This window comes from Galbitalea soli (assembly GCF_010686725.1).
Lineage (GTDB): Bacteria > Actinomycetota > Actinomycetes > Actinomycetales > Microbacteriaceae > Galbitalea > Galbitalea soli.
In genome coordinates, this window is sequence record NZ_JAAGWZ010000003.1 from 72,741 (window position 1) to 94,338 (window position 21,598).

The window sequence follows — 21,598 nt, forward strand, 5'->3', positions numbered from 1 at the left end:
AAAACATGGCAATGAAGCACATACGTTTTGCGGCGGTCGTCGCGCTCGCGTCGGTCGCCCTCGTCGGGTGTTCGACCGCATCCGGGGGAGGGCCGTCGCAGGCCGCCGCCTGTGCGCCCTCCAAGGGCAAGGTGACGCTCAACATGACCACCTGGGTTCCCGGAATGGACAAGGTCGTCGCGCTCTGGAACGCCAAGAACCCGAACATCCAGGTCAAGGTGCAGACGGGCCCCAACGGCAACTCGGGCACGTACCAGAACTTCTTCAACGAGCTGAAGGCCGGCAACGCGCCCGACATCGGACAGATCGAGTACGACACCCTCCCCGCGTTCCGCGTGCAGGGCGGCCTCCAGGACATCGGCGCGTGCGCCGGGGTTCAGGCCGCCAAGTCGGAGTTCTCCACCGGGCTGTGGAACCAGGTCACCTTCGGCGAGAAGAGCGCGGTCTACGCGATTCCGCAGGACTCCGGCCCCATGGCGCTGTACTACCGCAAGGATCTGTTCCAGAAGGCCGGCCTCTCCGTGCCGACCACCTGGGACGAGTACGCGGCGGACGCGGTCAAGATCAAGGCGCTCGGCGGCAGCATCACCAACTTCCCGAAGGGTGACGTGAACTGGTTCGCGGGCCTCGTCTCGCAGGCCGGTGGGCAGTGGTTCTCGACGAGCGGCGGTAAGTGGACGGTCAACCTGACCTCTCCCGAGTCGACCAAGGTGGCCGCCTACTGGCAGGACCTGATCTCGAAGAAGCTCGTCTCCACGATCCCCGGCTTCACCGACCAGTGGAACAACGCCTACGACAAGGGCCAGGACTGGACCTGGGTCTCGGCCGTCTGGGGCGCCAACTCGATCTCGAGCGGTGCACCCACCACCTCCGGCAAGTGGGCCGTGGCCCCCATGCCGCAGTGGACCGCCGGCGCGAACGTCTCCGGCGCGTGGGGCGGCTCGTCGAGCGTCGTCTTCAAGGGCAGCAAGCACCCGGCCGAGGCCGCGAAGTTCATCCTCTGGCTCAACACGAGCTCCGAGGCGCTGACCAAGCTCAACGAGGTCGCTCAGCTCTACCCGGCGAGCACCGCCGGTGACCAGCTGCCCGCCCTGTCGCAGCCCGTTCCGTTCTACGACAACCAGCCCATCTACGTCACCTTCGGCGACGCGGGCAAGGTCATCAGCCCCTTCACCTGGGGCCCGACCATGACGCAGACCTACAGTGACGTCTCCGACGGCTTCGGCGCCGCGCTCTCGGGCAGCGGAACCCTGCAGGATGCCCTCGCCGCCGGCCAGGCGAAGACGATCGCGGCCCTCAAGGCGCAGTCGATCCCGGTCAACGGCTAACTCACACAGCACGGGGACGCTCCCCGCGCGGCGCTCAGGGCGCGGCGCGGGGAGTGTCCTGCCGTCAGTCGCCGAGAGCGGCCGCGACGCGATCCCACCAGGCGCCGGCCGCGCGACGCGCCTCGGGCAGCCGCGCGAGCCCGTCGGCACGGATCGTCTCCGCCTCCGCCACGACGCGGTCGAGCGTGGCGGTGGAGGCCCCGGAGGCCAGCAGCTCGTGAAGGGGCAGCACCCCGTTCTGCCCGAGGTTGCCGAGGGCGCCCGCGAGCTTGACGGAGGTGTACTCGTCAACGGGGAGGGCGAGAGTCGGCACCGCCCCCGACAGCGCGAAGACGGCGGGATGGTACCGACTCGTGACGACGAGCGATGCTGCACGCGCGAGGTCGGCGGCGGGGCGGGCGTGCGTCACGTGACGGATGACCGAGGGGGCGGTCATCCGGGCGCGCACCTCCTCGTGCAGAACAGAGTCTCCCCGCACCGCGTCGGACCGCACCGACGCGAAGTGGGCGAGGAAGCCCACATCGAGCCCCGTGAGCTCGGCCGCCCGGTCGATGAGGGCGGCGATCGCGGTCACGGCGCGCTCGCGATCGGCTCCGCCGAGGTGGGTCGAGAGTGAGACGAGGATGCCCGACGCGGGCTCCCCGAACGAGTCGGCCGCGCGCAGGAAGCTCGCGTCGTCGAGGGTGTGGCTCGAGCGGTCTTCCGCGACGCCCAGCGCGCGGGCCAGGCGCAGGGACGGCTCCTCGCGCAGGCCGACGAGGCGCGCGCGGCGCAGGAGCCCCCCGAGCAGCTCACGGTCGGCGCCCGTCAGTTCCGGGCCGAGGGTCTGGCCGGAGACGACGAACGGTCGGTCGAGGCGATGCGCGAGTTCCGCGAGCGTCGCCCGCTCGAAGATGTGCAGCGGCCAGGTGGACGCCATGTTGCCGCCGCCACTGACCGCCACCGCGTCGCTCGCGCGCACGGCCTCGATCACCCGGTGCGCCGGGTCGCCGGCGTCGAGGAGTCCGAGGGTGCCGTCGGCCGTGCGGAGTACCCGCGACATGCGGTCCGCCTGCGCCGCGCGGTCGTGGGCGAGAGCGCCGCCGAACCCGATCCCCGCGATCGCGTCGATGCCATAGCGGGCGGAGGTCTCGGCCGGGGCCGCCGAGATGCCGGTGATGCGGGCATCCCGTCGCTCTCGCATCGCGTCGACGAAGGCCTCGAACATCGCCTCGTCGCCGAGGTGGACCATGCCGTCGACGACGCCGACATCGCCGATGGTGAGAACTCGCACGCGCATCCTTCGGGGTTGGGGCCTCGCGGCGGCGAAGCGCAACCACGTTATCCGATGGGCGCAAGCCCCAGCGTCGCGTCACCCGCGCTCGCTAGGATGCACCGGGACCATCGGGCGGCAGCCGGGTTCCGAACAAGCTCCGGAGAGGGGGCGCCGTCATGGGCATCCAAACATCGCTCGACGCGGTCGTGCAGGCCGACCGCATCGTCGACTCGATGCGACTGGCCGACGATCTCGCGTTCGAGGCCGGTCGCGACGGCGGCGTCCGCACCCTCCGTGTGCTCGGCGCGGCCGTACAGAGCGACGACCAGGTGGTGGCGATCGCGGCCACCCACGCGCTCGCCGAGGTCTTCGACATGCAGGCCGACCTCGCACTCTCCGAACTGCTCTCCAGCGACCGTCCCTACCTCCGCGAGCACGCGGCGTGGGCGCTCGGTTCGCGACTGCCGCGCTTCGACACGATCGGGCGCCTCATCGGACAGGTCGCGGCCGGCGGGTTCGGCGGCATGCTGGCTCAGCGCACGCTCGAGCAGTGGTCATCCGCGAGCCCCGAACACATCGCGATCGGTCTCGAGGGCGCGCTCCTGGGGCTGGATGACCCGGGCGCGCGGTTCCGCCTCGTCGAGTCGCTCGGCCTCGTGCGAGGCCGCATCGCCTCACGGCCCCTGCTCCGCATCGCCACCGACCCCGCCGAGGACGAGACGGTGCGGGTCTCCGCGGTCTCGGCCCTCGGGCAGCGTCGCGGCGATGCGGCCATCGAGAAGGCACTGCGCTCGCTCGCCGAGGGCGACGGCTTCCTCGCCGACGTCGCCCGCCTCGCCGTCGTCGACCTCTCGCCCGACCTCAGCACCGAGTACGGCTTCGGCGCCGAGCCGCGCGACGGCCTCACCATCGCCCAACTGTTCCTCAACGCCGACATCGACGCCGAACTCAGCCAGGCGGGCAGCGGCGACAACGGCGGCATCGCGACCCTGCTCGTGCGCCTCGGCGACGCCCTCGTCGCAGGCCCCGTCGCGCGCGTGCTCACCCTGTCGCGCGGCACCGCCGCCTCCGCGCTCGAGAGCGTCAGCGAGGTCGGACTCAGCCGTGCCGGTCACGTCTACGGCCGGATTCCGCTGCTGCGCGGGCCGGTCGAATCCGCGAACGCCTGGCCGCTGCGGGTGACGGCACGGCGGGGGATCAGGCGGATGCTCCGCGCGGCGGGAGGCGTGGACATGCTGCACCTGCGGATGGCCGACGTGGGGAGCCTGGCCGCGTTCGACGTGGCGCGGGAGCTGGACATCCCCGTCGTGTTCACGGTCGCCCCCGACCCGCACGCCGTCATCAACTCGCTCGACCTCGCGGGCCGCCTCACGCGGTCCAACTTCGGCGAGGCCGACCTCGTCGACCACTTCTGGTTCCGCAGCCGGCTCGTGCAGCAGCTCGCCGCCAACTCGGCGCACACCGTGCTGTTCCCCAGGCCGCAGCTGCAGCGCGACATGCGCGAGCTCGTGGGGATCGACATCACCGCGCACCCCGAGAGACACACGATCGTGCCGGAGGGCATCGACCTCGATGTCGTCGACCGTGCCGTCGCCGAGGCCGCCGACCACGCCGCGGGTCGGCCCGCCACGCCCGCCCTCGCCGAACTCGCGACGCTGCTCGAGGGCCTTCCGCCCGAGCGGCGCGAGCTTCCGCTGCTCGTCAGCGTCGGTCGCTTCCACCGCGTGAAGGGCATGGCCAGCATCGTCGAGGCCTGGGCGGGCGGCCCGCTTCGGGAGACCGCGAACCTGCTCCTCATCGGCGGCAACCTCGACCGGCCCTCCGCCGATGAGCGCGAACAGCTCGGCCTCATGGACGCGATCATCCCCGCCGACGACCGCCTCGCCCACGGACTCGTGCTCTCCGGCCACCGGCCCAACGACACGGTCGCGCGCTGGGTGGCGGCGGCCCGCTTCGGACTGCCCGGCCGGGCCGCCCCGCGCGGCGCCTACGTCTGCGGCAGCCTCAAGGAGGAGTTCGGCATCGCGCTCCTCGAGGCGATGGCGACCGGCCTGCTCGTCGTCGCACCGGACGGCGGCGGCCCCGCCACCTACGTGCAGCAGGGCGTCACCGGCTTCCTCGCCCCCACCTGGGACGTGCGCCAGCTGCGCTCCGCCATGGAGACGGCGCTCGCCGCGGCGCAGTCCGAGACCACGGATGAGCGTGCCGCCGCCTCCCGCGCCACCGTCGAGGCGAGCTTCACCATCCAGTCCATGGCGCGCTCGCTCAGCGAGGTCTACGACGGGGTGCACCGCGAGGAGCGCGAGCGCGGCGACTGGCTGGTTCCGCTCCCGTGACCCTGCTGATCATCAGCCCCGACTACGCCTCCCATCTGCTCCCGCTCGCCACGCTCGGCACCGCCTGGCGCGACGCGGGGGAGCGCGTGATCGTCGCGACCGGTCCGGCCACGGCCGACATCGTCGCGTCATTCGGCTTCGAACGGATGCACCTGCAACTCGGGAAGGGCTCCAATCCGGGTGTCATCCGCGCCGAGGAGCAGCCCAAGGGCGAAGACGACGCCCTTCGCGGATTCTTCGACGCGACCCGCCGTGGCATGGTCGAGACCCTCGCCTTCCAAGCGGAGGCCAGACTCAGCGACCTCATGTGGGAACCCGTGCGCGCCGCCCGCGAGGTGCAGGCGATCGTCGCCGAGCTGCGCCCCGACGCGATCATCGTCGACCACCTCGCGTTCAGTGCGCGGCTGGCGCTCGTGGCGGGGCGGATCCCGCACGCGGATGTCGTGCTCGGGCATCCCTCGGCCCTGCCGGTCGGCGACGAGGTGTACGGCTACCCGCCCGCCTGGCCGGCCGCCTTCACCCCGGAGCAGAGCGAGCTGGATGCCCTGCGCGCGCTGTGCGACCGGGTGAGCGACTCGTTCACGGCGGAGTGGAACGCGGCGCTGCTCGAACTCGACCCCGCGGCGACGCCCTCGCGCTCGGCGTTCGAGGAGCGCGGAGACCTGCTCCTGCTCAACTACCCGGCCGAGTTGGCGACCCCGCAGCGCTCCGCGCTGCTCGGTGAGCACGTGTACCTCGGCTCCGCCGTGCGCGAGGAACCCGTCGACGACGAGGTGCGGGAGTGGCTGGCGGCGGACGACGCGCCGTACGTGTACGTGAGCTTCGGGAGCTTTCTGTCGGTGCGCGGGGATGTACAGGCGCGGGTCATCCGTGCGCTCGCGGATGCCGGGGTGCGCGCCGCGGTCGCCATCGGCTCGGCCCCCCGCGCGGAGCTCGGAGAGCTGCCCGAGGGCTGGCTGGTTCGCGAGTTCCTGCCCCAGGTGACCCTGCTCGGGCGGGCCGCGGCCGCCGTCACGCACGGGGGCAACAACAGTGTCACCGAGGCGATGACGCAGGGCGTGCCCCTCGTGGTGCTGCCGTTCTCGACCGACCAGTTCGCCGGCGCCGCCGCGCTGGAGGCGGCGGGGTACGCGGTCGCGCTGCCGCCCAACACGGCGACTCACGACGAGCTTCGCGCGGCGATCGAGGCCATGCTCGCGCTCGACGGCGACGCGCGTGAACGGCTCACCGCGCTCGGGCGATCGCTGCGCGAGGAGCCCGGGCGGGAGCGGGCCCACTCGGCGTTGCGCGCGCGGCCCGGTCGGTAGCGCGGTTACTCGGCGCTGCGCGCGCCACTGGGTCGGCAGCCCTGTTACTCGGCGCTGCGTGAGCCGAACACGAACTCGCGCATCTCCTCGACCGACGACTCCGCGTCGCGGTAGCGCTGCATCAGGGCGGCGTTCGCGTCGTACTGCGGGCCCTCGCGCAGCTGGGTCTCGTGGTGGAGCGCGTACACGCGACCGTGGTGGCGGCGCGGGGGCTCGCCCAGCAGGGTGCCGTGGGCGACGTACCAGGCGGCATCCTCGAAACCCCACCCCCGGAAGCGCTCATCCTGGCCACCGTGGCTGAACCAGGTCTGCGGGGTCGCGACGTACACGCCCGAGCAGGCGCCGCGCACGAGCTCGAAGTCGCAGTCCTCGGCGCTCATCCCTGACGCGTACTGGGCGGTGCCGCGAGCGCCGAGCCAGTGGTATTCGGTGTAGGGGAGGTGCACGAGGCCCGAGGTGGCCGCCTCCGACACCGCCTGCAGGAGGGGCCCGCGCTCCGGGATCGTGTCGGCGTCGTTGATCACGACCACGTCGTCGGGATCCGCGTCGGCCATGCCGGCGTTGCGGCAGCGGGCGAGGTTGAAGACCGGGTCGTCGGTGTCGACGAGGCGGATGACCGTACCGGGCAGCGTGCGCTCGTACCAGTCGGTGAGCAGCTCGAGGGCCGGGACGCGCGAGGCCTGGGGGCGCCACGGAATCACGACAGACAGCATCCCACCAGCCTAGGCGGGGGAGCGGGGTGGGGCGCGCGGGCGCCCGCGTGCCCGGGTGCGCGGGGTGCCGGGGTGCCCGGGTGGGTGGATGACCGAGTGACCGGGTGACCGGGTGCCCGGATGGGTGGATGACCGGGTGCCCGGATTGGCGGTCACCGTGCTCGCACGCCCGTGGACCGGTCGCGCGGCCGGACCAGACCCCGCGCGGCCGCGCCCAGCGGCCGCACCCTCGATTTGTGGCGCAAAAAGTGCCAACGGAGCGCGGAAACCCGCGCCGGTTGTCATTTACGCGGCTCACGAACAACTTGTTGCACAAAAAGTGCCAACTCGCGTGGGCGTGGGCGTGGGCGTGGGCGGTGGCGTCGGGCCCCCGAATGTAACAACTCGGGTGGGAGTCGAAGAAAGCGCTTGTGAACACCTGCGCGATTTTGTACAGTAGCGCTCAACACACTTGGCACACAGAGGTACCTGGTGACTGACATGGAGAGATCATGGCTGACGCAACGAAGCGCGAGACCGGGCTGCTGAAGAGCTCCCCGGTGAACGTCTCCAAGGGACTCATCACCATCGGCAGCGCCACGGTGCTCCTCCTCATCATCAGCGGCATCTTCGCGCCGTCCAGCATCTCGCCCACCTCGCTCTCCGCGATGCTGCCCGTCGCCTCGGTGCTCGCCATCGCCGGCCTCGGCCAGATGCTCGTCGTGCAGCAGGGCGGCATCGACCTCTCGGTCGCCGGCGCCATGTCGCTCGCGGTCGTCATCGTCACCCACGTGCCAGACGGCAACAGTGGGATGCTCGGCCCCGCCGTCCTCCTGGCGATCGCCTTCGCAATCGCCGCCGGAATCGTCAACGGCCTCATGATCGGTGGCCTCGGCCTCAACCCGATCATCGCCACCCTGGGCACCAACGCGCTGCTCTACGGCCTCAACCTCGCGATCTCGGGCGGACGCCCCCGCATCACGACCACGCTGCTGGCCTCGATCGGCGGCGGCTCGACGGCCGGCATGCCCAACGCGGTCTTCTTCGCTCTCGCCGCGCTGTTGCTCGTCGCAGTGTTCGTGAAGCGCACCGTCGCGGGGCGGCGCTTCGAGGTCATCGGCGACAACCCGCGGGCGGCCCGCGCGATGGGCCTCCGCGTGAAGCTGCACCAGACCTCGGCGTACATCTGGGCGCAGCTGCTGTACTGCGGGGCGGGCATCCTGATCGCCGGCATCACCTCGCAGCCGATCGCCTACGCGGGCGATACCTACCTGCTGCCCTCCGTGGCCGTCGTCGTGCTCGGCGGCACCTCTCTTCTCGGTGGTCGTGGTTTCGCCATCCCCACCGTGATCGCTGCGATCTTCTTGCAGCAGCTCAACCAGTTCGTCTTCTCGCTGGGGGTCTCGTCGGCCATCCAGATCATCATCCAGGCCGCCGCACTCGCGGTCGGCGTCTCGCTCTACACCGTCAACTGGGCCGCGATCTGGACGGCGCTCACGCGTCGCACCCGCGCGGTCACTCCCTAGTCATTCACCACACAAACCCGACCTCGGTCGGAACCCGCAACAGAGGCGTTGCGACTCAACAGGAGGAAAACCAAATGAAACCTCGCACCAAGTTAGGAACACTCGCGGTCGCAGTGGCCGCAGTGTCGCTCATCCTCTCCGGCTGCAGCAGCACCGGTGGAGGAGGCAGCACCGCCGGCGGCGCTGTCACCCACGTCAAGGGCGCACCGTCGTGGTGTGGAACGAAGAAGATCTCGCTCGCACTCCTCGACGGCTTCGGCGGCAACAGCTGGCGTCTCGTCACCACCGCATCCGGTAAGGATGAGGCGTCCAAGTGCCCGAGCGTCACGAAGTACCTGTACGCCGACGGCCAGGGCAACGTGCAGAAGGCCATCTCCGACATCAAGGGCATGGTCTCCACCGGCGTCAACGCCATGGTGGTCTTCCCGGATGCCGGCCAGGCCATCCTCCCGGCCCTCACGACCGCCTACAAGGCCGGCGTCGTGACGGTTCCCTACCGCGTGTTCCCCGGCGGCAAGGCGGGCGTCAACTACGACAAGTGGATCGGCGACGACTTCGCCAACGACGGCAACAACTGGGCCGCGTGGATCACGAAGAACGTGCCGAACGGCGGCAACATCCTGTTCCTGGGTGGCCCCGCCGGCAACAGCCAGAGCGTGACGGAGTACAACGCCCTTCGCAAGGGACTCTCCGACAAGTACACGTTCATCGGTGAGACCCCGTTCCAGCCCACCAACTGGGACCCGACCCTCACTCAGCAGCTGCTGAGCGCTGACATCGCCAAGTACCCGAAGATCGACGTCATCGTCTCCGACTTCGGACCCACCCTGGTGAGCGCCCTTCCGCTGTTCCCGAAGAGCGGACGCTCCATTCCCGCCCTCGCCACCTCCGACGGCAACTCGCTGAGCTGCTTCTGGGAGGACAACCACGCCGCGAACCCCGACTTCAAGCTCATGACCGTTGCCACCGGTAACGACAACGTGCGCCTCGCAGTCGACTACGCGGTGGCGAAGGCCACCGGTGGCGAGATCCCGACCGCCGACTCCTTCAAGGGACCGATCTTCGAAGATTCCGTCAGCCAGCAGCCCCACGGCGTGCAGTGCGACAAGAACCTTCCCGGTGACGTCTACCTGTCGGCTCAGATGCCCGGTGCAACCCAGGCGACGCTCGGCAAGTAACACCCTCGAGTGACGTGCCGGGTCGGCGGAGCATCCCTTCGCCGGCCCGGTACCCACCCGGCCACCACACTCTCGACCCGCAAAGGCACCCCGTGAACAACCAAGTCCTGACGCCGACGACCGTCGCAACGCTCGCGATGTCCGACATCTCGAAGAACTACTCGGGCGTCGCGGCTCTCACCGACGTCTCGGTCGAGATCCTCCCCGGCGAGGTGCACGCCATCCTCGGCGAGAACGGTGCCGGCAAGTCCACCCTCATGAACGTCGCAACCGGCACCACGAAGCCGGATGCGGGAACGATCACGGTGCAGGGCACGGTCATCCCGGCCCTCACACCCGGCCTCGCGACCTCACTCGGCATCGCCATCGTGCACCAGCACCCCGCCGTGCTGCCCGACATGACCGTGCTGGAGAACCTGCAGGTCGCCCTCCCCTCCTCCGTCTTCGCCGGTGACCAGGGCGCCGCGGCTGCGGCGCGAGCCATGCTCGATGGAGTCGACCTCGACGTGCACCTGAACGAGCGCGTCGAGAACCTGACCGTCGCCCAGCGCCACCTGCTGGAGATCGCGAAGGCGCTCGCCGTGCGGCCCGCGCTGCTGATCCTCGACGAGCCGACCGCGCCGCTCGGCGGCGCCGCCGTCGACCTGCTCTTCCGCCGCGTGCGCGACGTCGTCGCCGCGGGCACCTCCGTCGTCTACATCACCCACCGCATGGCCGAGGTTCGGGAACTCGCCGACCGGGTCACCGTGCTGCGCGACGGCCGCGTGCGCGGCACCGCACAGGTCGCCGAGATCACCGACCACGAGCTGCTCGCGATGATCGTCGGCCGTCAGCTCGACTCCACCTTCCCGCCGAAGCGCGAGTCGACACCGGATGACGCGGTCAACTTCCGCCTCGCGGGCTTCGGCGGCCCCGGCTTCGTCGACTTCTCGGCCGAGGCCGTGCGCGGCGAGATCATCGGAATCGCCGGCGTCGTGGGCAACGGCCAGAGCGAGCTGCTGCGCGCACTCGCCGGCCTCGAGACCTTCAATGGAACGGTCGAGATCGAGGGCAACGCCCTCACCTCCCGCGACCTGCTGCACCGGGCGGCGTACATGCCCGCCGACCGTCACGGCGAGGGGCTCGCGATGAGCCTCTCGGTGCGGGAGAACGCGGCGATCTCGGCGCTGAAATCGTTCAAGCGGTTCCTCTTCGTGAGCCGGCGCACCGAGCTGAAGACCGTCGGCGAGTCGCTCCGGTCGCTCTCGGTGAAGGCTCCGTCGATGGATGCGGCGGTCTCGTCGCTCTCGGGCGGCAACCAGCAGAAGGTGGTCATCTCCCGCGCTCTGCTCTCCGACCCCGTCCTGCTCATCGCCGACGAGCCGACCCAGGGCGTCGACGTGGGTGCCCGCGCCGAGATCTACGCGATCCTGCGCGAGGCGTCGAGCCGCGGCATCCCGGTCGTCATCGCGTCGTCGGACGCGAAGGAGCTCGAGGGTCTCTGCGACCAGGTCATCGTGATGTCGCGCGGTCAGATCGTCGAGACGCTCAGAGGTGACGACATCACCGAGGAGCGCATCGTCTCCGCGGCCGTCGCGGCCACCACCGAGGCCGTCTCGGTCGTCTCGGGGCGGGCCACCGCACCGCGCGCCTCGCGATTCCGTCGCTTCATTCAGGGCGACTACGCGCCGACCGCGCTCGTCGGTGCCGTCATCGTGATCCTGGGCGCGTACATCCTCACGCAGAACCCGGCCTACCTCTCCACCTTCAACGTCACCAACCTGCTGACCGCCGCCACCGCCCTCGGCTTCATCGCCATGGGGCAGAACATCGCGCTCCTGACGGGCGGCATCGACCTGTCGGTAGGCCCGCTCGCCGGCTTCCTCGTGGTGGTCGCGTCGTTCTTCATCAATGACGGAAAGCCGATCGGGATGGTGATCCTCGGGCTTGTGCTCATGATCGTCGTCGCGGCGGTGGTGGGTCTCGTGAACGGCGCGCTGATCCGCTTCGGCAAGTTCACCCCGATCGCCGCGACCCTGACGCTCTACATCGCGCTCGGCGGATTCGCGCTGCTGCTCCGGCCCGAGCAGGGCGGCTACATCAGCCAAGGGTTCCAGGGCTTCGTCAACACGACCTTCGGTCCGATCCCGCTGTTCTTCATCGTGATCGTGCTGCTCACCGCGGGCATGGAGTTCGCGCTGCGCAAGCGCCGCTGGGGCTGGCGGCTGCGGGCCGTGGGCTCGAACGAGGAGTCGGCGCGGCGGATCGGTATCGGGATCAACCGCACGGTCATCCTGGGCTACGTGGCGACCGCGCTGTTCGTGGTGCTCGGAGCGGTGATGCTGACCGGCCAGTACGGGATCGGCGATCCCTCGCAGGGTTCGGCCTACACGCTCACGAGCATCACGGCCGTGGTGCTCGGCGGCACGAGTCTGCTCGGTGGTCGGGGCACCTTCGTGGGCACGCTGCTGGGCTCGCTGCTGCTGCAGCAGGTGCTCAACGCGACGGTGTTCCTGGGCCTCGGGACCGTGTTCCAGTACTTCTTCCAGGGCATCCTCATCCTCGCGGCGGCGATCCTCTACACGGTCGGGCGCTTCCGCCGTCGGAAGCGTGCCCTCGAGATCGAGGGCGAACTGGGTTAGCCCGGCTCCGCTGTTAAGCGACGCTTGAAAATTGACCGCCAAACTGTAGAGTATTACTGCACAGCACTCCAAGGCCGTGCACTGCAAAGGAGCAGATCTGATGGGTGAACGACTCGCCGGCCGGACGATCATCGTCACGGGTGCCGCGTCGGGGATCGGCGCGGGACTCGCGCGCGGATTCGCGGCCGAGGGTGCGAACGTCGTCATCGCCGATCTCAACCTCGACGCGGGCGCGGGTATCGCTGCGGAGATCGAGGCGAACGGTGGACAGGCCATCGCCGTCAGGGTCGACGTCACCGACCGGGTCCAGGTCGCCGCGGGTGTGTACGCCGCGGTCGAGCGCTTCGGACGCCTCGACGCCTACTTCAACAACGCCGGCATGAACGCCCCCATGAAGTACATCGACATCACCGAGTCCAACTTCGAACTCGTCATGAAGGTCAACGCGCTCGGCGTGCTGATCGGCACCCAGGAGGCCGTGAAGCAGTTCCGGGCTCAGGGCGGCGGCGGCAAGGTCATCAACACGGCGTCCATCGCGGGCAGGACCGGCTTCCCCGACTTCGCCCCGTACAGCGCCGCGAAGGCCGCTGTCATCTCGCTCACCCAGTCGGCGGCGCGCTCCTTCGCCGCCGAGGGGATCACCGTCAACGCCTTCGCGCCCGGGGTCGTCGCGACGCCGCTGTGGACGAAGCTCGACGCCGACCTCGCCGCCATGGGCGCGGCCGACGCCGGTTTCGACTCGATGGCGGCCGACATCCTCCTCGGACGCCCCGCGCAGCCCGAGGACATCGTCCCGACCGCGATCTTCCTCGCGGCCGCCGACTCCGACTACATCACCGGCCAGGTCATCCCCATCGAAGGCGGAATGATCCTTGTCTGATCGACCCAGGCTCCGCCTGTCCTCACTGAAGGGTGCACCATCATGACAACAGCCACCTACGGCACCAACGCGGTCGACTGGGAAGACCGGATCCAGTTCGACCGGCTGCGCGAGGAGCGACTCGCCCGCCTGAAGGCTCAGCTCGTGGAGTCGGATCTGGGTGCGGTGCTCGCCTTCGACTTCTCGAACATCCGCTACATGTCGGGCACCCACATCGGCACCTGGGCGATGGACAAGCTCATCAGGTTCGCGCTGCTGACCCGCAACTCCGACCCCATCGTGTGGGACTTCGGTTCGGCCGCGAAGCACCACCAGCTGTACAACCCGTGGCTGAGCACCACGACCGCCGAGATGGACGCCGACCCGCACGCCCCGCACCACGGTGCCGTGCGTCCGCGGCTGGAGTCGGGGGCCCGCGCGGGCATCTCGACACTGCGCGGGGCGTTCAACCCCGACGCGGGCATCGCCGAGGAGGTCGCGCGCAAGATCAAGCGCGAGCTGGAGAAGTTCGGCCTTCTGGGCGAGCCGCTCGGCGTCGACGTGATCGAGCTCCCCGTCCTGTTCGCTCTGCAGCAGGCGGGCGTCACGGTGGTGGACGGCCAGCAGGTGTTCCTGCAGGCGCGCTCCATCAAGACCGGCGACGAGATCGCGCTCCTCACCCAGGCGGCGTCGATGGTCGACTCCGCCTACGACAAGCTGTACGAGTTCCTCCGCCCCGGCGTTCGCGAGAACGAGACGGTCGGCCTCGTCGCCAAGACCCTGTACGACCTGGGATCGGAGTATGTCGAGGGCGTCAACGCGATCTCGGGCGAGCGCTGCTCGCCGCACCCGCACGTCTACTCCGACCGGCTCATCCGCCCCGGCGACCCCGCGTTCTTCGACATCCTGCACTCGTACAACGGCTACCGCACCTGCTACTACCGCACCTTCGCGGTCGGGTCGGCGAGCACCGCGCAGAACGACGCCTACCGGCGCGCGCGCGAGTACATGGACCGTGCGATCGCCCTCGTGCGCCCCGGTGCGACGACCGCCGACATCGTGAGCGTGTGGCCGACCGCGCAGGAGTTCGGATTCCCCGACGAGGAGGCCGCCTTCGCTCTGCAGTACGGCCACGGCGTCGGGCTCTCCATCTGGGAGAAGCCGATCTTCTCGCGGCTCGTCTCGCTCGACCACCCGGAAGAGCTCAAGGAGGGCATGGTCTTCGCCCTCGAGACCTACTGGCCGTCGAAGGACGGCATCGGGGCCGCGCGCATCGAGGAGGAGGTCGTCGTCACGGCGACCGGGTGCGAGGTGATCACGAAGTTCCCCGCGGAGGACCTGCTGATCGCCGGACAGCGGTACTACAACGTCGCCGGTCCGCTGCCGGTGCTGCGGTCATCCCAGTCGCACCTCAACACGGCCGCCGGCCGTGGCGAAGAGTAGCGTCGGCGGAGTCGAAGGAAGTACTGCGATGAGGGCAGCCGTGTACTACGGCGCGCACGACGTGCGGGTCGAAGAGGTCGAGTCGCCGGTTCGGCGCGCGGGCGAGGTGCTGCTGCGCGTGCTGCGCAGCGGGATGTGCGGGACGGATGCCACCGAGTGGCGCGCAGGCCCGCACCTGTTCCCGGTGGGCGAGACCCCGCATCCCGTCACCGGCCACCACGGACCGATGGTGTTCGGGCACGAGTTCGTCGGCGAGGTGGTCGAGGCGGATCCCGCGGGGCACCTGACCGCCGGGGACCTCGTCGCGAGCGGCGCAGGCGTCTCGTGCGGGCACTGCGTGCGCTGCCTCGAGGGGCGCACCAACCTGTGCCTGAGCTACTACACGCTCGGCCTCAACGTGCCCGGCGGCATGGCCGAGCTGGTCTCGGTGCCCGAGTCGGTGCTGGTGCCGATCCCCGCGGGGCTCTCGGTCGACTACGCGGGGCTCTCGCAGCCGCTCGCGGTCGGGCTGCACGCGGCACGCCGCACCGGGGTGAAGGACGGCGACACGGTCGTTCTCATCGGCGCCGGCGCGATCGGATCCTTCGTGCTCACCGGGCTCAAATACCTCGCGGATGTCGACGTCACCGTGGTGGACTTCCCCGGCGACCGGCTCAACCGCGCGCTGCGCCTGGGGGCGAGCAGGATCGTGCCCGCGGGGGATGACGCGCGCGCGAGCATCCTGGCCGCCATCGGCAGCGGCGGGGCCGACATCGTCGTGGAGGCGAGCGGCGCACCCGGGCAGCTGAACAACGCGGTCAGCCTCGCGCGCAACGGGGGAACGGTGCTCCAGGTCGGCCTGCCGGCCCGCCCGCAGGAGGTCGACATCGCGCCGCTCGTGCTGCGCGAGATCACCGTGCAGACCACGCTCGCGCACGTCTGCGGACAGGACCTCGCGCCGGCCCTCGAGATCCTGGCCACCACCAACCTGGGTGCGGAGCTGCTCGACAGCGTGCACCCCCTCGACGATATCGCCGAGCAGCTCGAACGGCTCGCCACCGGGAAGCTCGAAGGAAAAGTCCTGTTCGACCCGCAATTGAGAGGAACCGCATCATGAGAGCAGCCGTCTTCCACGGCGACCACGACATCCGCATCGAGGATGTCGCAGCCCCGGCCGGCCCCGGCGAGGGCGAGGTGCTCCTCCGCCCCTACTGGTGCGGGATCTGCGGGACCGACCTGCACGAGTACGCGATGGGCCCGATCGTGATTCCCGCGCATCCGCACCGTCTGAACGGCTCGCAGCTGCCGCAGATCCTCGGGCACGAGTTCTCGGCCGAGATCGTCGAGGTGGGCAAGGGCGTCACCTCGGTGACCGTGGGTCAGCGCGTCTCCGTCATGCCGCTGCTCTACTGCGGCAGCTGCTACTACTGCCGCCGGGGACTCAACCACCTGTGCCAATCGATGGCGTGCATCGGGCTCAGCTACCAGTGGGGCGGCATCGCCGAGCTCGCGGTCGTGCCGGTCAGCCACATCAGTGTTCTCCCGGACGAGGTCAGCGACCTGCAGGGCGCTCTCGTCGAGCCGGGCGCGGTGGCCGCCTACGGCGTCGACACCGCCCAGGTGCGCGCCGGTGACACCGTCCTCATCACGGGCGCCGGGCCGATCGGTGCCCTCGCCTCGCTCTACGCCTACTCGCTGGGCGCCAACGTCATCGTCTCCGAGGTGAACCCCACGCGGGCCGCCCTCGCGAAGAGCCTCGACGTGGGCGAGGTCGTCGACCCGTCGAAGGTCGACGTGGCCGCGTGGCTGAAGGACCGCACCGGCGGGATCGGGGCGGATGCCGTCATCGAGTGCTCGGGCAACGAGCGCGCGCTGCAGACCGCCGTCGCGGCCGTCCGCTCCGCCGGTCGCATCTCGCAGACCGGCCTGCACACCCGCGCCGCGTCGATCGAGCCGATGGTGCTCTCGGAGCACGACATCACCCTCGCCGGCACCTGGTGCTACCCGGTGACCGACTGGCCGCGCATCATCGACCTCATCTCGCGCGGACGCTACCCCGTCGAGAAGGTCGTGAGCGCACAGATCGAAATGGCCGACGTCGTGGAGAAGGGCTTCGAGACGCTGCTCAGCCCCACCGGCGACCAGGTCAAAGTGCTCGTCAACGCCCGCTGAGAGGGAACCCCATCATGAAGGCACTGCAGTACGCGGAACAGGGCGTCGCGCGCGTCGCCGAGCTCGAGATCCCGGCGATCGGACCGGATGAGGTGCTCGTCGCCGCGCGGGCCGTCGGGGTGTGCCACTCCGATATCGACCTGCTGGAGGGGCGCTACATCATCCCCTTCCACTACCCGCTCATCCCCGGCCATGAGTGGTCGGGCGAGGTCGTCAAGGTCGGCGACCGGGTCACCGAGTGGGCGCCGGGCGACCGGGTCGTCGGCGAGTGCGTCATCGGCGCCGACCACTTCGGCTTCTCCATCAGCGGAGCGGCCGCCGACTTCTTCGTCGCCAAGCCGAGCTGGCTGCACCGCCTGCCCGATGAGCTCAGCTACACCATGGGCGCGCTCGTCGAGCCGTTCAGCGTGGCCTACTACGCGATCGTGCGCGCGGGCGGCGTGGATGCGAGCGACACCGTCGTCGTCTTGGGAGCCGGTCCCGTCGGCCTCGCCGTGACCGCCGCCTCGGCCACCATGGGCGCGGTCACCGTCGTGGTGGAGCCGTCGGAGGACCGCCGCGCGGCGGCGCTCTCGCTGGGTGCTGCCCATGCCGTGCATCCCGACGACATCGCCGCGCTGCTGGAGACGATCACGGGCGGCCGCGGGGCCGACCTCGTGGTGGAGGCGAGCGGACGCCCCGCCGTCATGGCGCAAGCGCTCGAGCTGGTCGCCTTCCAGGGGCGGGTCGCTTACATCGGCATCGACGTGGGACGCGAGGCCTCCGCGAAACTGGGGCTCATCCAGTCGAAGGAGCTGCGGATCACCGGCTCGATCGGCTCTCCGGGAGTGTGGCCGCAGACGCTGCGCTTCCTCGCGAACAGCAAGCTCGATCTGACCCCGCTCGTCACCCAGCACTTCACGGTCGATGAGGCGCTCGACGCCCTCGACGCGGCGCACCACCCGGAGACGACGATCAAGGCGCACATCGAGTTCGACGCGACGCTGCCGGCGTAGGGGCGGTGGGTGCAAGAGCGCGAAAGGGGCGCCGCTCCCTTGCGGAACAGCGCCCCTTTCTGTGGTCGTGTCCGGCAGGTCCCCGCCAGTTGTCACCCGATCACAAGGGCTTCTATGACTCAGGGCGTGAAGTCATCCGCGCTTTGCGTTGACGCCACCACAAGACCGCGAGCAGGATCGGCACCGCAAGTGCCCCGGCCGTCATCGCTGTTCCGGCGATGAGAGAGATGAAGTCCATGAAAGTGGGCACAAGAGGATTCATGACGGTCGTCCTTCGTCTATCAAGGTGATGAGTTTACTGCCAGCCATGCGAATAGACACCCCGTCCATTCACCGACATGTACTGGTAGCCCTGCCGCGTCGAAGTTGTGATTTGGCCCCACGGGGTGGGAATGCCACGTTTCACCGTGACCAAGCACTTGAAGGTAGCTTTGCCTCCGGACAGCGACTGACTCTGCTTCGTGGTCGTAATCTCGGCGCTGGGTTCAAAGTTGAAAATGAGTTGGCAGCCGTAGTCTCGGATGCGCTGAACCACCCCGGACCCGGTCACATAGTCCGCCCAGACGCGGGTTGTTGATAACGTGATGCCCGCGATCGCGAAGGACTCGTTCGTATATGAGTGGACGCCATAAGTGACGGCAGCGGGCGCGAAGGTAGCTCGCGCTTTTGCCGCTTCTGCGCGGTGCAAGTCCTTCGGCACAGCCACCCGTGATTCAGAGACCCAACGGGCGTCGCCATCGGTTGACACCGTGATGCCGCCCACAACACGAGTTGTAGCAGCCGGCGAGGGTCCCGCGGCGGTGATACCCGACTTTCCAGTCAGGTACCGCGCCAGGCCTAGCGACTGAGCGCTTGTCAGGCTATCGAAGGCGATCAGGTTCGTGGCCGCGACTTTAGACCCGGCGGCCCCTGCTTCGGCGAGCGCGGCGCGAAGGCTGCTGAGAGCGGACTGTTCGGAGCTGCTGAGGTGGCTACGGACATCTTCTGCAGCAGCGGTGACCGGTACGGCGGTCGCCGCAAGCGTCATGGCAATGATCGGCGCGACGCCAATCAGCCAGCGATTGGATTTCAAGGTGGATGTCCCTTCGAGTAGATGCACGACCCGGGTGGGCCCGACGAAGGTATATGTCCGACCGCGCGCAGAGGGTTCACGCGGTCGACCTGAGATGATCCGCGTGCTCACGCGGCCATTCTGTGGCGCGGGCAATCTGATGTCGCGGGTGACGAGCTCATCCTCATCGATCTACTCAGCATCAGAGGTATTGGGCGACGCCGCCGCGATTTGGAGGCGAAGCGGTTCCGCCGCGAACCGGCTAGCAGGACGCTTGGCCGATGGAGCCGACCGAAATCAACACTCACGGCCCACGCAACCCTGTCTCGCGGTGCGTCAGATTCTGCTCGGGGCCGCCGCCCACCCGGTCGATCACCGTGCTAAAGGATTGTCCCTGCGAGCATTCAAGACTGTTGGCTGCCGATATGTTGCAGTCATTGCGCGTCTGAAGGATGGCTGCAACCGGGCGAGGCGCCGCCGATGCCTGCCGTTGCCAACTGTGTTCGCAACTGCTTGCGAGCTCGATGTAAGCGCGATTTCACGGTGCCCACCGGGACATCGAGTACACGCGCAGCTTCCGTCATCGCGAGCTCTTCTATCAAGCAAAGTTCCACGACTTCACGGTCACCGCGGGGCAGACAAGCGATTGCTCGCCCAATCGCTTCGCGATACTTTCGACCATCTAGTTGCTCATCGATGTCCAAAGCGATGTCGGTCGTCGCTTCGGCAGGGGGTAGCAGGGTCAGCAGACGCGAGTATCGGCGGTGCGACCGAGACAGATTTGCGGTCACGTGTGTAGTGATCGCTAGAAGCCAGGGTAAGAGTGAACCGTCGACGATCCGCGCCCGTCTCCGCGCACGCCAACACTCTAGAAACACGATAGCCACCGCTTCCTCCGCTCTGCTCGCGTCGGAAAGCCGTCGATAGGCGGAATTGAATACCCGGCCGCGATGGCGGTAGAAGAGCACCGCGAACGCGTGTTGGGTTCCAGCCATTGTTTGCCTCCAGAGAGAAGCGTCTGAATCTAGATCACGCATGCATGCCTCCGTCCGAGGTAGTGTAGTCAAAAGCGAGAGCTGCTCGAACTCGGATGTGGACAGGCAATACCCGGGCTCAACGGCGTCGACGCGGTCATCCGGCAGATTCAGGCGCGCGTCGGTGTGGCCCGGTGATCTCGTGAGGCGGCGGTGTGTGGCCCATCGTGAGCCACGCGGGGCACGAGCGCGCCGGGCCCCGGCGGACGTTCCCGGTGGTGTGAGCGGAAGGATGTGGTGTCGTCGATGAAGGTGACGGGGTGGATCGGTGCCGGCACGCTCTGCGTTGTCGTGGCGCTTTTCACGGTGAATCTGGTCCGATCGGGGCAGTTCAACGCCGGAGGCGCCGTGTTCGGCGTCGTCGGCGTGGTGCTGGTCGTCGGGTCAATTGCGGGCATCGGGATCGCTCGGTTGCGGACCCTGCGCGGCCGGTATCCCCGCGCGTTCGTCTCCAACCTCGCTCTGTATCCGCAGCTGTATGACCAGATTCGCGAGCTCACGCAGGCCCTCGGAACCGACATCTCGCCCCTCGGGTCCCGCCGGATGGTGTCGATGGTGCTGGATGACGAGTCGTTGAGGCTCTTCGCGGGTTTTCCGCTGAAGGAGGTTCTCGCCTTTCCCTCGACGGCGATCACGAGCGTCGATATTGCCAAAGCTCCCCAGGGCAAGTGGGTCCTCTCCTCGCTGGAGGTCGTGTTCTCCGTGCGGGGGCGCAGAATCCCCCTGGACTTCTGCCTCATGAACTCGACCTTCGCCGTTCCGCACGCCGTCGGGCGCGCCGAACTCGAGCGTCGGCTCCCGGTCGCGCGCAAGGCGCTCGCCGCGTCTTAGTTGATGCGCTCCGCGAGCAGCTTGCTGTCGGACGCGACCGAGACGGGTCGCGGTAGACCTCGTATCGTCATCCGCGGTCACCGGTAGACTGTCAGGCAGCCGATTGATGGGGGGAGCGACCATGTCGAATGTGATTCACACCACGTTGGCCTCCGCTGAGCGTGCCCGACGCGCTGCCCTTGAGCAGGCTGAGCACAGCGGCGAGATGGAGGGCCTGCACGTCACGCCGGCGACTCGCAGTGACGGCGATGAATACGCCGCAGGCCGCATCGACATCGACGAGTTCGTGGCGCGCGGCCGGGCACGCTACGGTCTTGGCTGAGGTCGTCGACCCTTATCTCGACCCTGACACAGGGTTATTGCGCAACCTCGTCGGTGCGCGCACGAAACGTGCCCTCGACCGGGCTGAGGGTGACTTGACCTACATCCGTGCGGTGGAGTTGCTGGAGCGCCCTGTCCCAGCGACCGGGGATCTCGATGAGTTCCGCGCGATCCATCGCCAGCTGTTCCAGGACGTCTACCCATGGGCGGGAGAAGTCCGGATTGTCGACCTTCGGAAGAACATCCCCGGCGCTGAGCACTTCCTGTCCGCCGCGGCGATCGACCGGGGTGCAATGTTCGCGGCCGAAGAGCTGCGTGACGACGCCATGCTTCGCGCGATCGACCGTGACCGCTTCATTGCCCGGCTGAGTCACCACTATGACCAATGGAATTTCCTGCACCCGTTCCGCGAGGGAAACGGCCGCACGCAGCGGCTCTTCTGGAATCGCGTGGCCGCGGATGCCGGCTGGCAGCTCGACTGGCGAACCGTCGACGGTGACCTCAACGATGCCGCATGCCGGATCGCGGCAGAGAGCCGCGATCTCGGCCCGCTTCGGGCAATGTTCGATCGGATCGTCGTTCTGCCCGAAGCCGCGGCTGATCCGACGTCAGCGCTGGGTCTTTTCGCGCAGCGCACCGAAGGGTAGGGCGACAGTGCGGATGCGGGGCG

The 21,598-nt window shown here is 68.9% G+C and carries 18 protein-coding genes; 14 read left to right on the forward strand and 4 right to left on the reverse strand.

Annotated features, from left to right (window positions below):
- The first annotated feature begins 11 nt into the window (after window positions 1-11).
- Window positions 12-1,328 carry an ABC transporter substrate-binding protein gene (locus G3T37_RS10630; RefSeq protein ID WP_163474123.1) on the forward strand — a complete coding sequence of 439 codons (1,317 nt, stop codon included), beginning with the start codon at window positions 12-14 and terminating at the stop codon, window positions 1,326-1,328.
- A gap of 64 nt (window positions 1,329-1,392) precedes the next feature.
- On the opposite strand, the gene G3T37_RS10635 is transcribed toward G3T37_RS10630, so the two are convergent.
- Window positions 1,393-2,601: a polysaccharide pyruvyl transferase family protein gene (locus tag G3T37_RS10635; RefSeq protein WP_163473877.1), complete on the reverse strand. Its 1,209-nt coding sequence runs from the start codon at window positions 2,599-2,601 to the stop codon at window positions 1,393-1,395.
- A gap of 158 nt (window positions 2,602-2,759) precedes the next feature.
- Between G3T37_RS10635 and G3T37_RS10640 the strand changes: the two genes are divergently transcribed.
- Window positions 2,760-4,919 carry a glycosyltransferase gene (locus tag G3T37_RS10640; RefSeq protein ID WP_163473878.1) on the forward strand — a complete coding sequence of 720 codons (2,160 nt, stop codon included), beginning with the start codon at window positions 2,760-2,762 and terminating at the stop codon, window positions 4,917-4,919.
- Window positions 4,916-6,226 carry a nucleotide disphospho-sugar-binding domain-containing protein gene (locus tag G3T37_RS10645; RefSeq protein WP_163473879.1) on the forward strand — a complete coding sequence of 437 codons (1,311 nt, stop codon included), beginning with the start codon at window positions 4,916-4,918 and terminating at the stop codon, window positions 6,224-6,226. The genes G3T37_RS10640 and G3T37_RS10645 overlap by 4 nt, the downstream gene beginning before the upstream one ends.
- 44 nt (window positions 6,227-6,270) lie before the next feature.
- On the opposite strand, the gene G3T37_RS10650 is transcribed toward G3T37_RS10645, so the two are convergent.
- Window positions 6,271-6,939, reverse strand: a complete 669-nt coding sequence (locus G3T37_RS10650; protein WP_163473880.1) for a glycosyltransferase family 2 protein — start codon at window positions 6,937-6,939, stop codon at window positions 6,271-6,273.
- Between the two features lie 491 nt (window positions 6,940-7,430).
- Between G3T37_RS10650 and G3T37_RS10655 the strand changes: the two genes are divergently transcribed.
- The 8 genes from G3T37_RS10655 (at window position 7,431) to G3T37_RS10690 (ending at window position 17,691) form a co-directional block, all read left to right on the forward strand.
- The gene (locus G3T37_RS10655; protein WP_163473881.1) at window positions 7,431-8,444 is read left to right on the forward strand and encodes an ABC transporter permease; all 1,014 of its coding nucleotides are present in this window, start codon (window positions 7,431-7,433) and stop codon (window positions 8,442-8,444) included.
- A 74-nt stretch (window positions 8,445-8,518) separates the two neighbouring features.
- Window positions 8,519-9,622 (forward strand): substrate-binding domain-containing protein, encoded by a 1,104-nt coding sequence (locus G3T37_RS10660; RefSeq protein ID WP_163473882.1) that lies wholly within the window; start codon window positions 8,519-8,521, stop codon window positions 9,620-9,622.
- A gap of 92 nt (window positions 9,623-9,714) precedes the next feature.
- The gene (locus G3T37_RS10665) at window positions 9,715-12,243 is read left to right on the forward strand and encodes an ATP-binding cassette domain-containing protein (protein ID WP_206673817.1); all 2,529 of its coding nucleotides are present in this window, start codon (window positions 9,715-9,717) and stop codon (window positions 12,241-12,243) included.
- 100 nt (window positions 12,244-12,343) lie between these two features.
- On the forward strand, window positions 12,344-13,123 hold the full coding sequence (locus tag G3T37_RS10670; protein WP_163473883.1) for an SDR family NAD(P)-dependent oxidoreductase: 780 nt from the start codon (window positions 12,344-12,346) through the stop codon (window positions 13,121-13,123).
- 42 nt (window positions 13,124-13,165) lie between these two features.
- Complete coding sequence (locus G3T37_RS10675; RefSeq protein WP_163473884.1) at window positions 13,166-14,545, forward strand: M24 family metallopeptidase; 1,380 nt, start codon at window positions 13,166-13,168, stop codon at window positions 14,543-14,545.
- A 28-nt stretch (window positions 14,546-14,573) separates the two neighbouring features.
- Complete coding sequence (locus tag G3T37_RS10680) at window positions 14,574-15,641, forward strand: zinc-dependent alcohol dehydrogenase (RefSeq protein ID WP_163473885.1); 1,068 nt, start codon at window positions 14,574-14,576, stop codon at window positions 15,639-15,641.
- Window positions 15,638-16,696, forward strand: coding sequence for a 2,3-butanediol dehydrogenase (locus tag G3T37_RS10685; protein WP_163473886.1), 1,059 nt, complete (start codon window positions 15,638-15,640; stop codon window positions 16,694-16,696). Before G3T37_RS10680 ends, G3T37_RS10685 begins: the two co-directional genes overlap by 4 nt.
- A gap of 14 nt (window positions 16,697-16,710) precedes the next feature.
- Window positions 16,711-17,691: a zinc-dependent alcohol dehydrogenase gene (locus tag G3T37_RS10690; RefSeq protein WP_163473887.1), complete on the forward strand. Its 981-nt coding sequence runs from the start codon at window positions 16,711-16,713 to the stop codon at window positions 17,689-17,691.
- A gap of 295 nt (window positions 17,692-17,986) precedes the next feature.
- Here G3T37_RS10690 and G3T37_RS10695 read toward each other — a convergent pair whose 3' ends face one another.
- Complete coding sequence (locus G3T37_RS10695) at window positions 17,987-18,790, reverse strand: hypothetical protein (RefSeq protein ID WP_163473888.1); 804 nt, start codon at window positions 18,788-18,790, stop codon at window positions 17,987-17,989.
- A 386-nt stretch (window positions 18,791-19,176) separates the two neighbouring features.
- On the reverse strand, window positions 19,177-19,779 hold the full coding sequence (locus G3T37_RS15400; protein ID WP_422110981.1) for an RNA polymerase sigma factor: 603 nt from the start codon (window positions 19,777-19,779) through the stop codon (window positions 19,177-19,179).
- Between the two features lie 234 nt (window positions 19,780-20,013).
- Between G3T37_RS15400 and G3T37_RS10705 the strand changes: the two genes are divergently transcribed.
- From G3T37_RS10705 to G3T37_RS10715, 3 genes are all read left to right on the forward strand, one after another.
- Window positions 20,014-20,607, forward strand: coding sequence for a hypothetical protein (locus G3T37_RS10705; RefSeq protein WP_163473890.1), 594 nt, complete (start codon window positions 20,014-20,016; stop codon window positions 20,605-20,607).
- A gap of 121 nt (window positions 20,608-20,728) precedes the next feature.
- Window positions 20,729-20,929, forward strand: coding sequence for an antitoxin VbhA family protein (locus G3T37_RS10710; protein ID WP_163473891.1), 201 nt, complete (start codon window positions 20,729-20,731; stop codon window positions 20,927-20,929).
- Window positions 20,922-21,575: a Fic/DOC family protein gene (locus G3T37_RS10715; protein ID WP_206673818.1), complete on the forward strand. Its 654-nt coding sequence runs from the start codon at window positions 20,922-20,924 to the stop codon at window positions 21,573-21,575. Before G3T37_RS10710 ends, G3T37_RS10715 begins: the two co-directional genes overlap by 8 nt.
- The last annotated feature ends 23 nt before the right edge of the window (window positions 21,576-21,598 follow it).

Bases quoted from the DNA above. Each gene is read 5' to 3' on its own strand.
- G3T37_RS10630 (WP_163474123.1), top strand. From the start codon at position 12: ATGAAGCACATACGTTTTGCGGCGGTCGTCGCGCTCGCGTCGGTCGCC.
- G3T37_RS10640 (WP_163473878.1), top strand. From the start codon at position 2,760: ATGGGCATCCAAACATCGCTCGACGCGGTCGTGCAGGCCGACCGCATC.
- G3T37_RS10650 (WP_163473880.1), bottom strand. From the start codon at position 6,939: ATGCTGTCTGTCGTGATTCCGTGGCGCCCCCAGGCCTCGCGCGTCCCG.
- G3T37_RS10655 (WP_163473881.1), top strand. From the start codon at position 7,431: ATGGCTGACGCAACGAAGCGCGAGACCGGGCTGCTGAAGAGCTCCCCG.
- G3T37_RS10660 (WP_163473882.1), top strand. From the start codon at position 8,519: ATGAAACCTCGCACCAAGTTAGGAACACTCGCGGTCGCAGTGGCCGCA.
- G3T37_RS10670 (WP_163473883.1), top strand. From the start codon at position 12,344: ATGGGTGAACGACTCGCCGGCCGGACGATCATCGTCACGGGTGCCGCG.
- G3T37_RS10675 (WP_163473884.1), top strand. From the start codon at position 13,166: ATGACAACAGCCACCTACGGCACCAACGCGGTCGACTGGGAAGACCGG.
- G3T37_RS10680 (WP_163473885.1), top strand. From the start codon at position 14,574: ATGAGGGCAGCCGTGTACTACGGCGCGCACGACGTGCGGGTCGAAGAG.
- G3T37_RS10685 (WP_163473886.1), top strand. From the start codon at position 15,638: ATGAGAGCAGCCGTCTTCCACGGCGACCACGACATCCGCATCGAGGAT.
- G3T37_RS10690 (WP_163473887.1), top strand. From the start codon at position 16,711: ATGAAGGCACTGCAGTACGCGGAACAGGGCGTCGCGCGCGTCGCCGAG.
- G3T37_RS15400 (WP_422110981.1), bottom strand. From the start codon at position 19,779: ATGCGTGATCTAGATTCAGACGCTTCTCTCTGGAGGCAAACAATGGCT.
- G3T37_RS10710 (WP_163473891.1), top strand. From the start codon at position 20,729: ATGTCGAATGTGATTCACACCACGTTGGCCTCCGCTGAGCGTGCCCGA.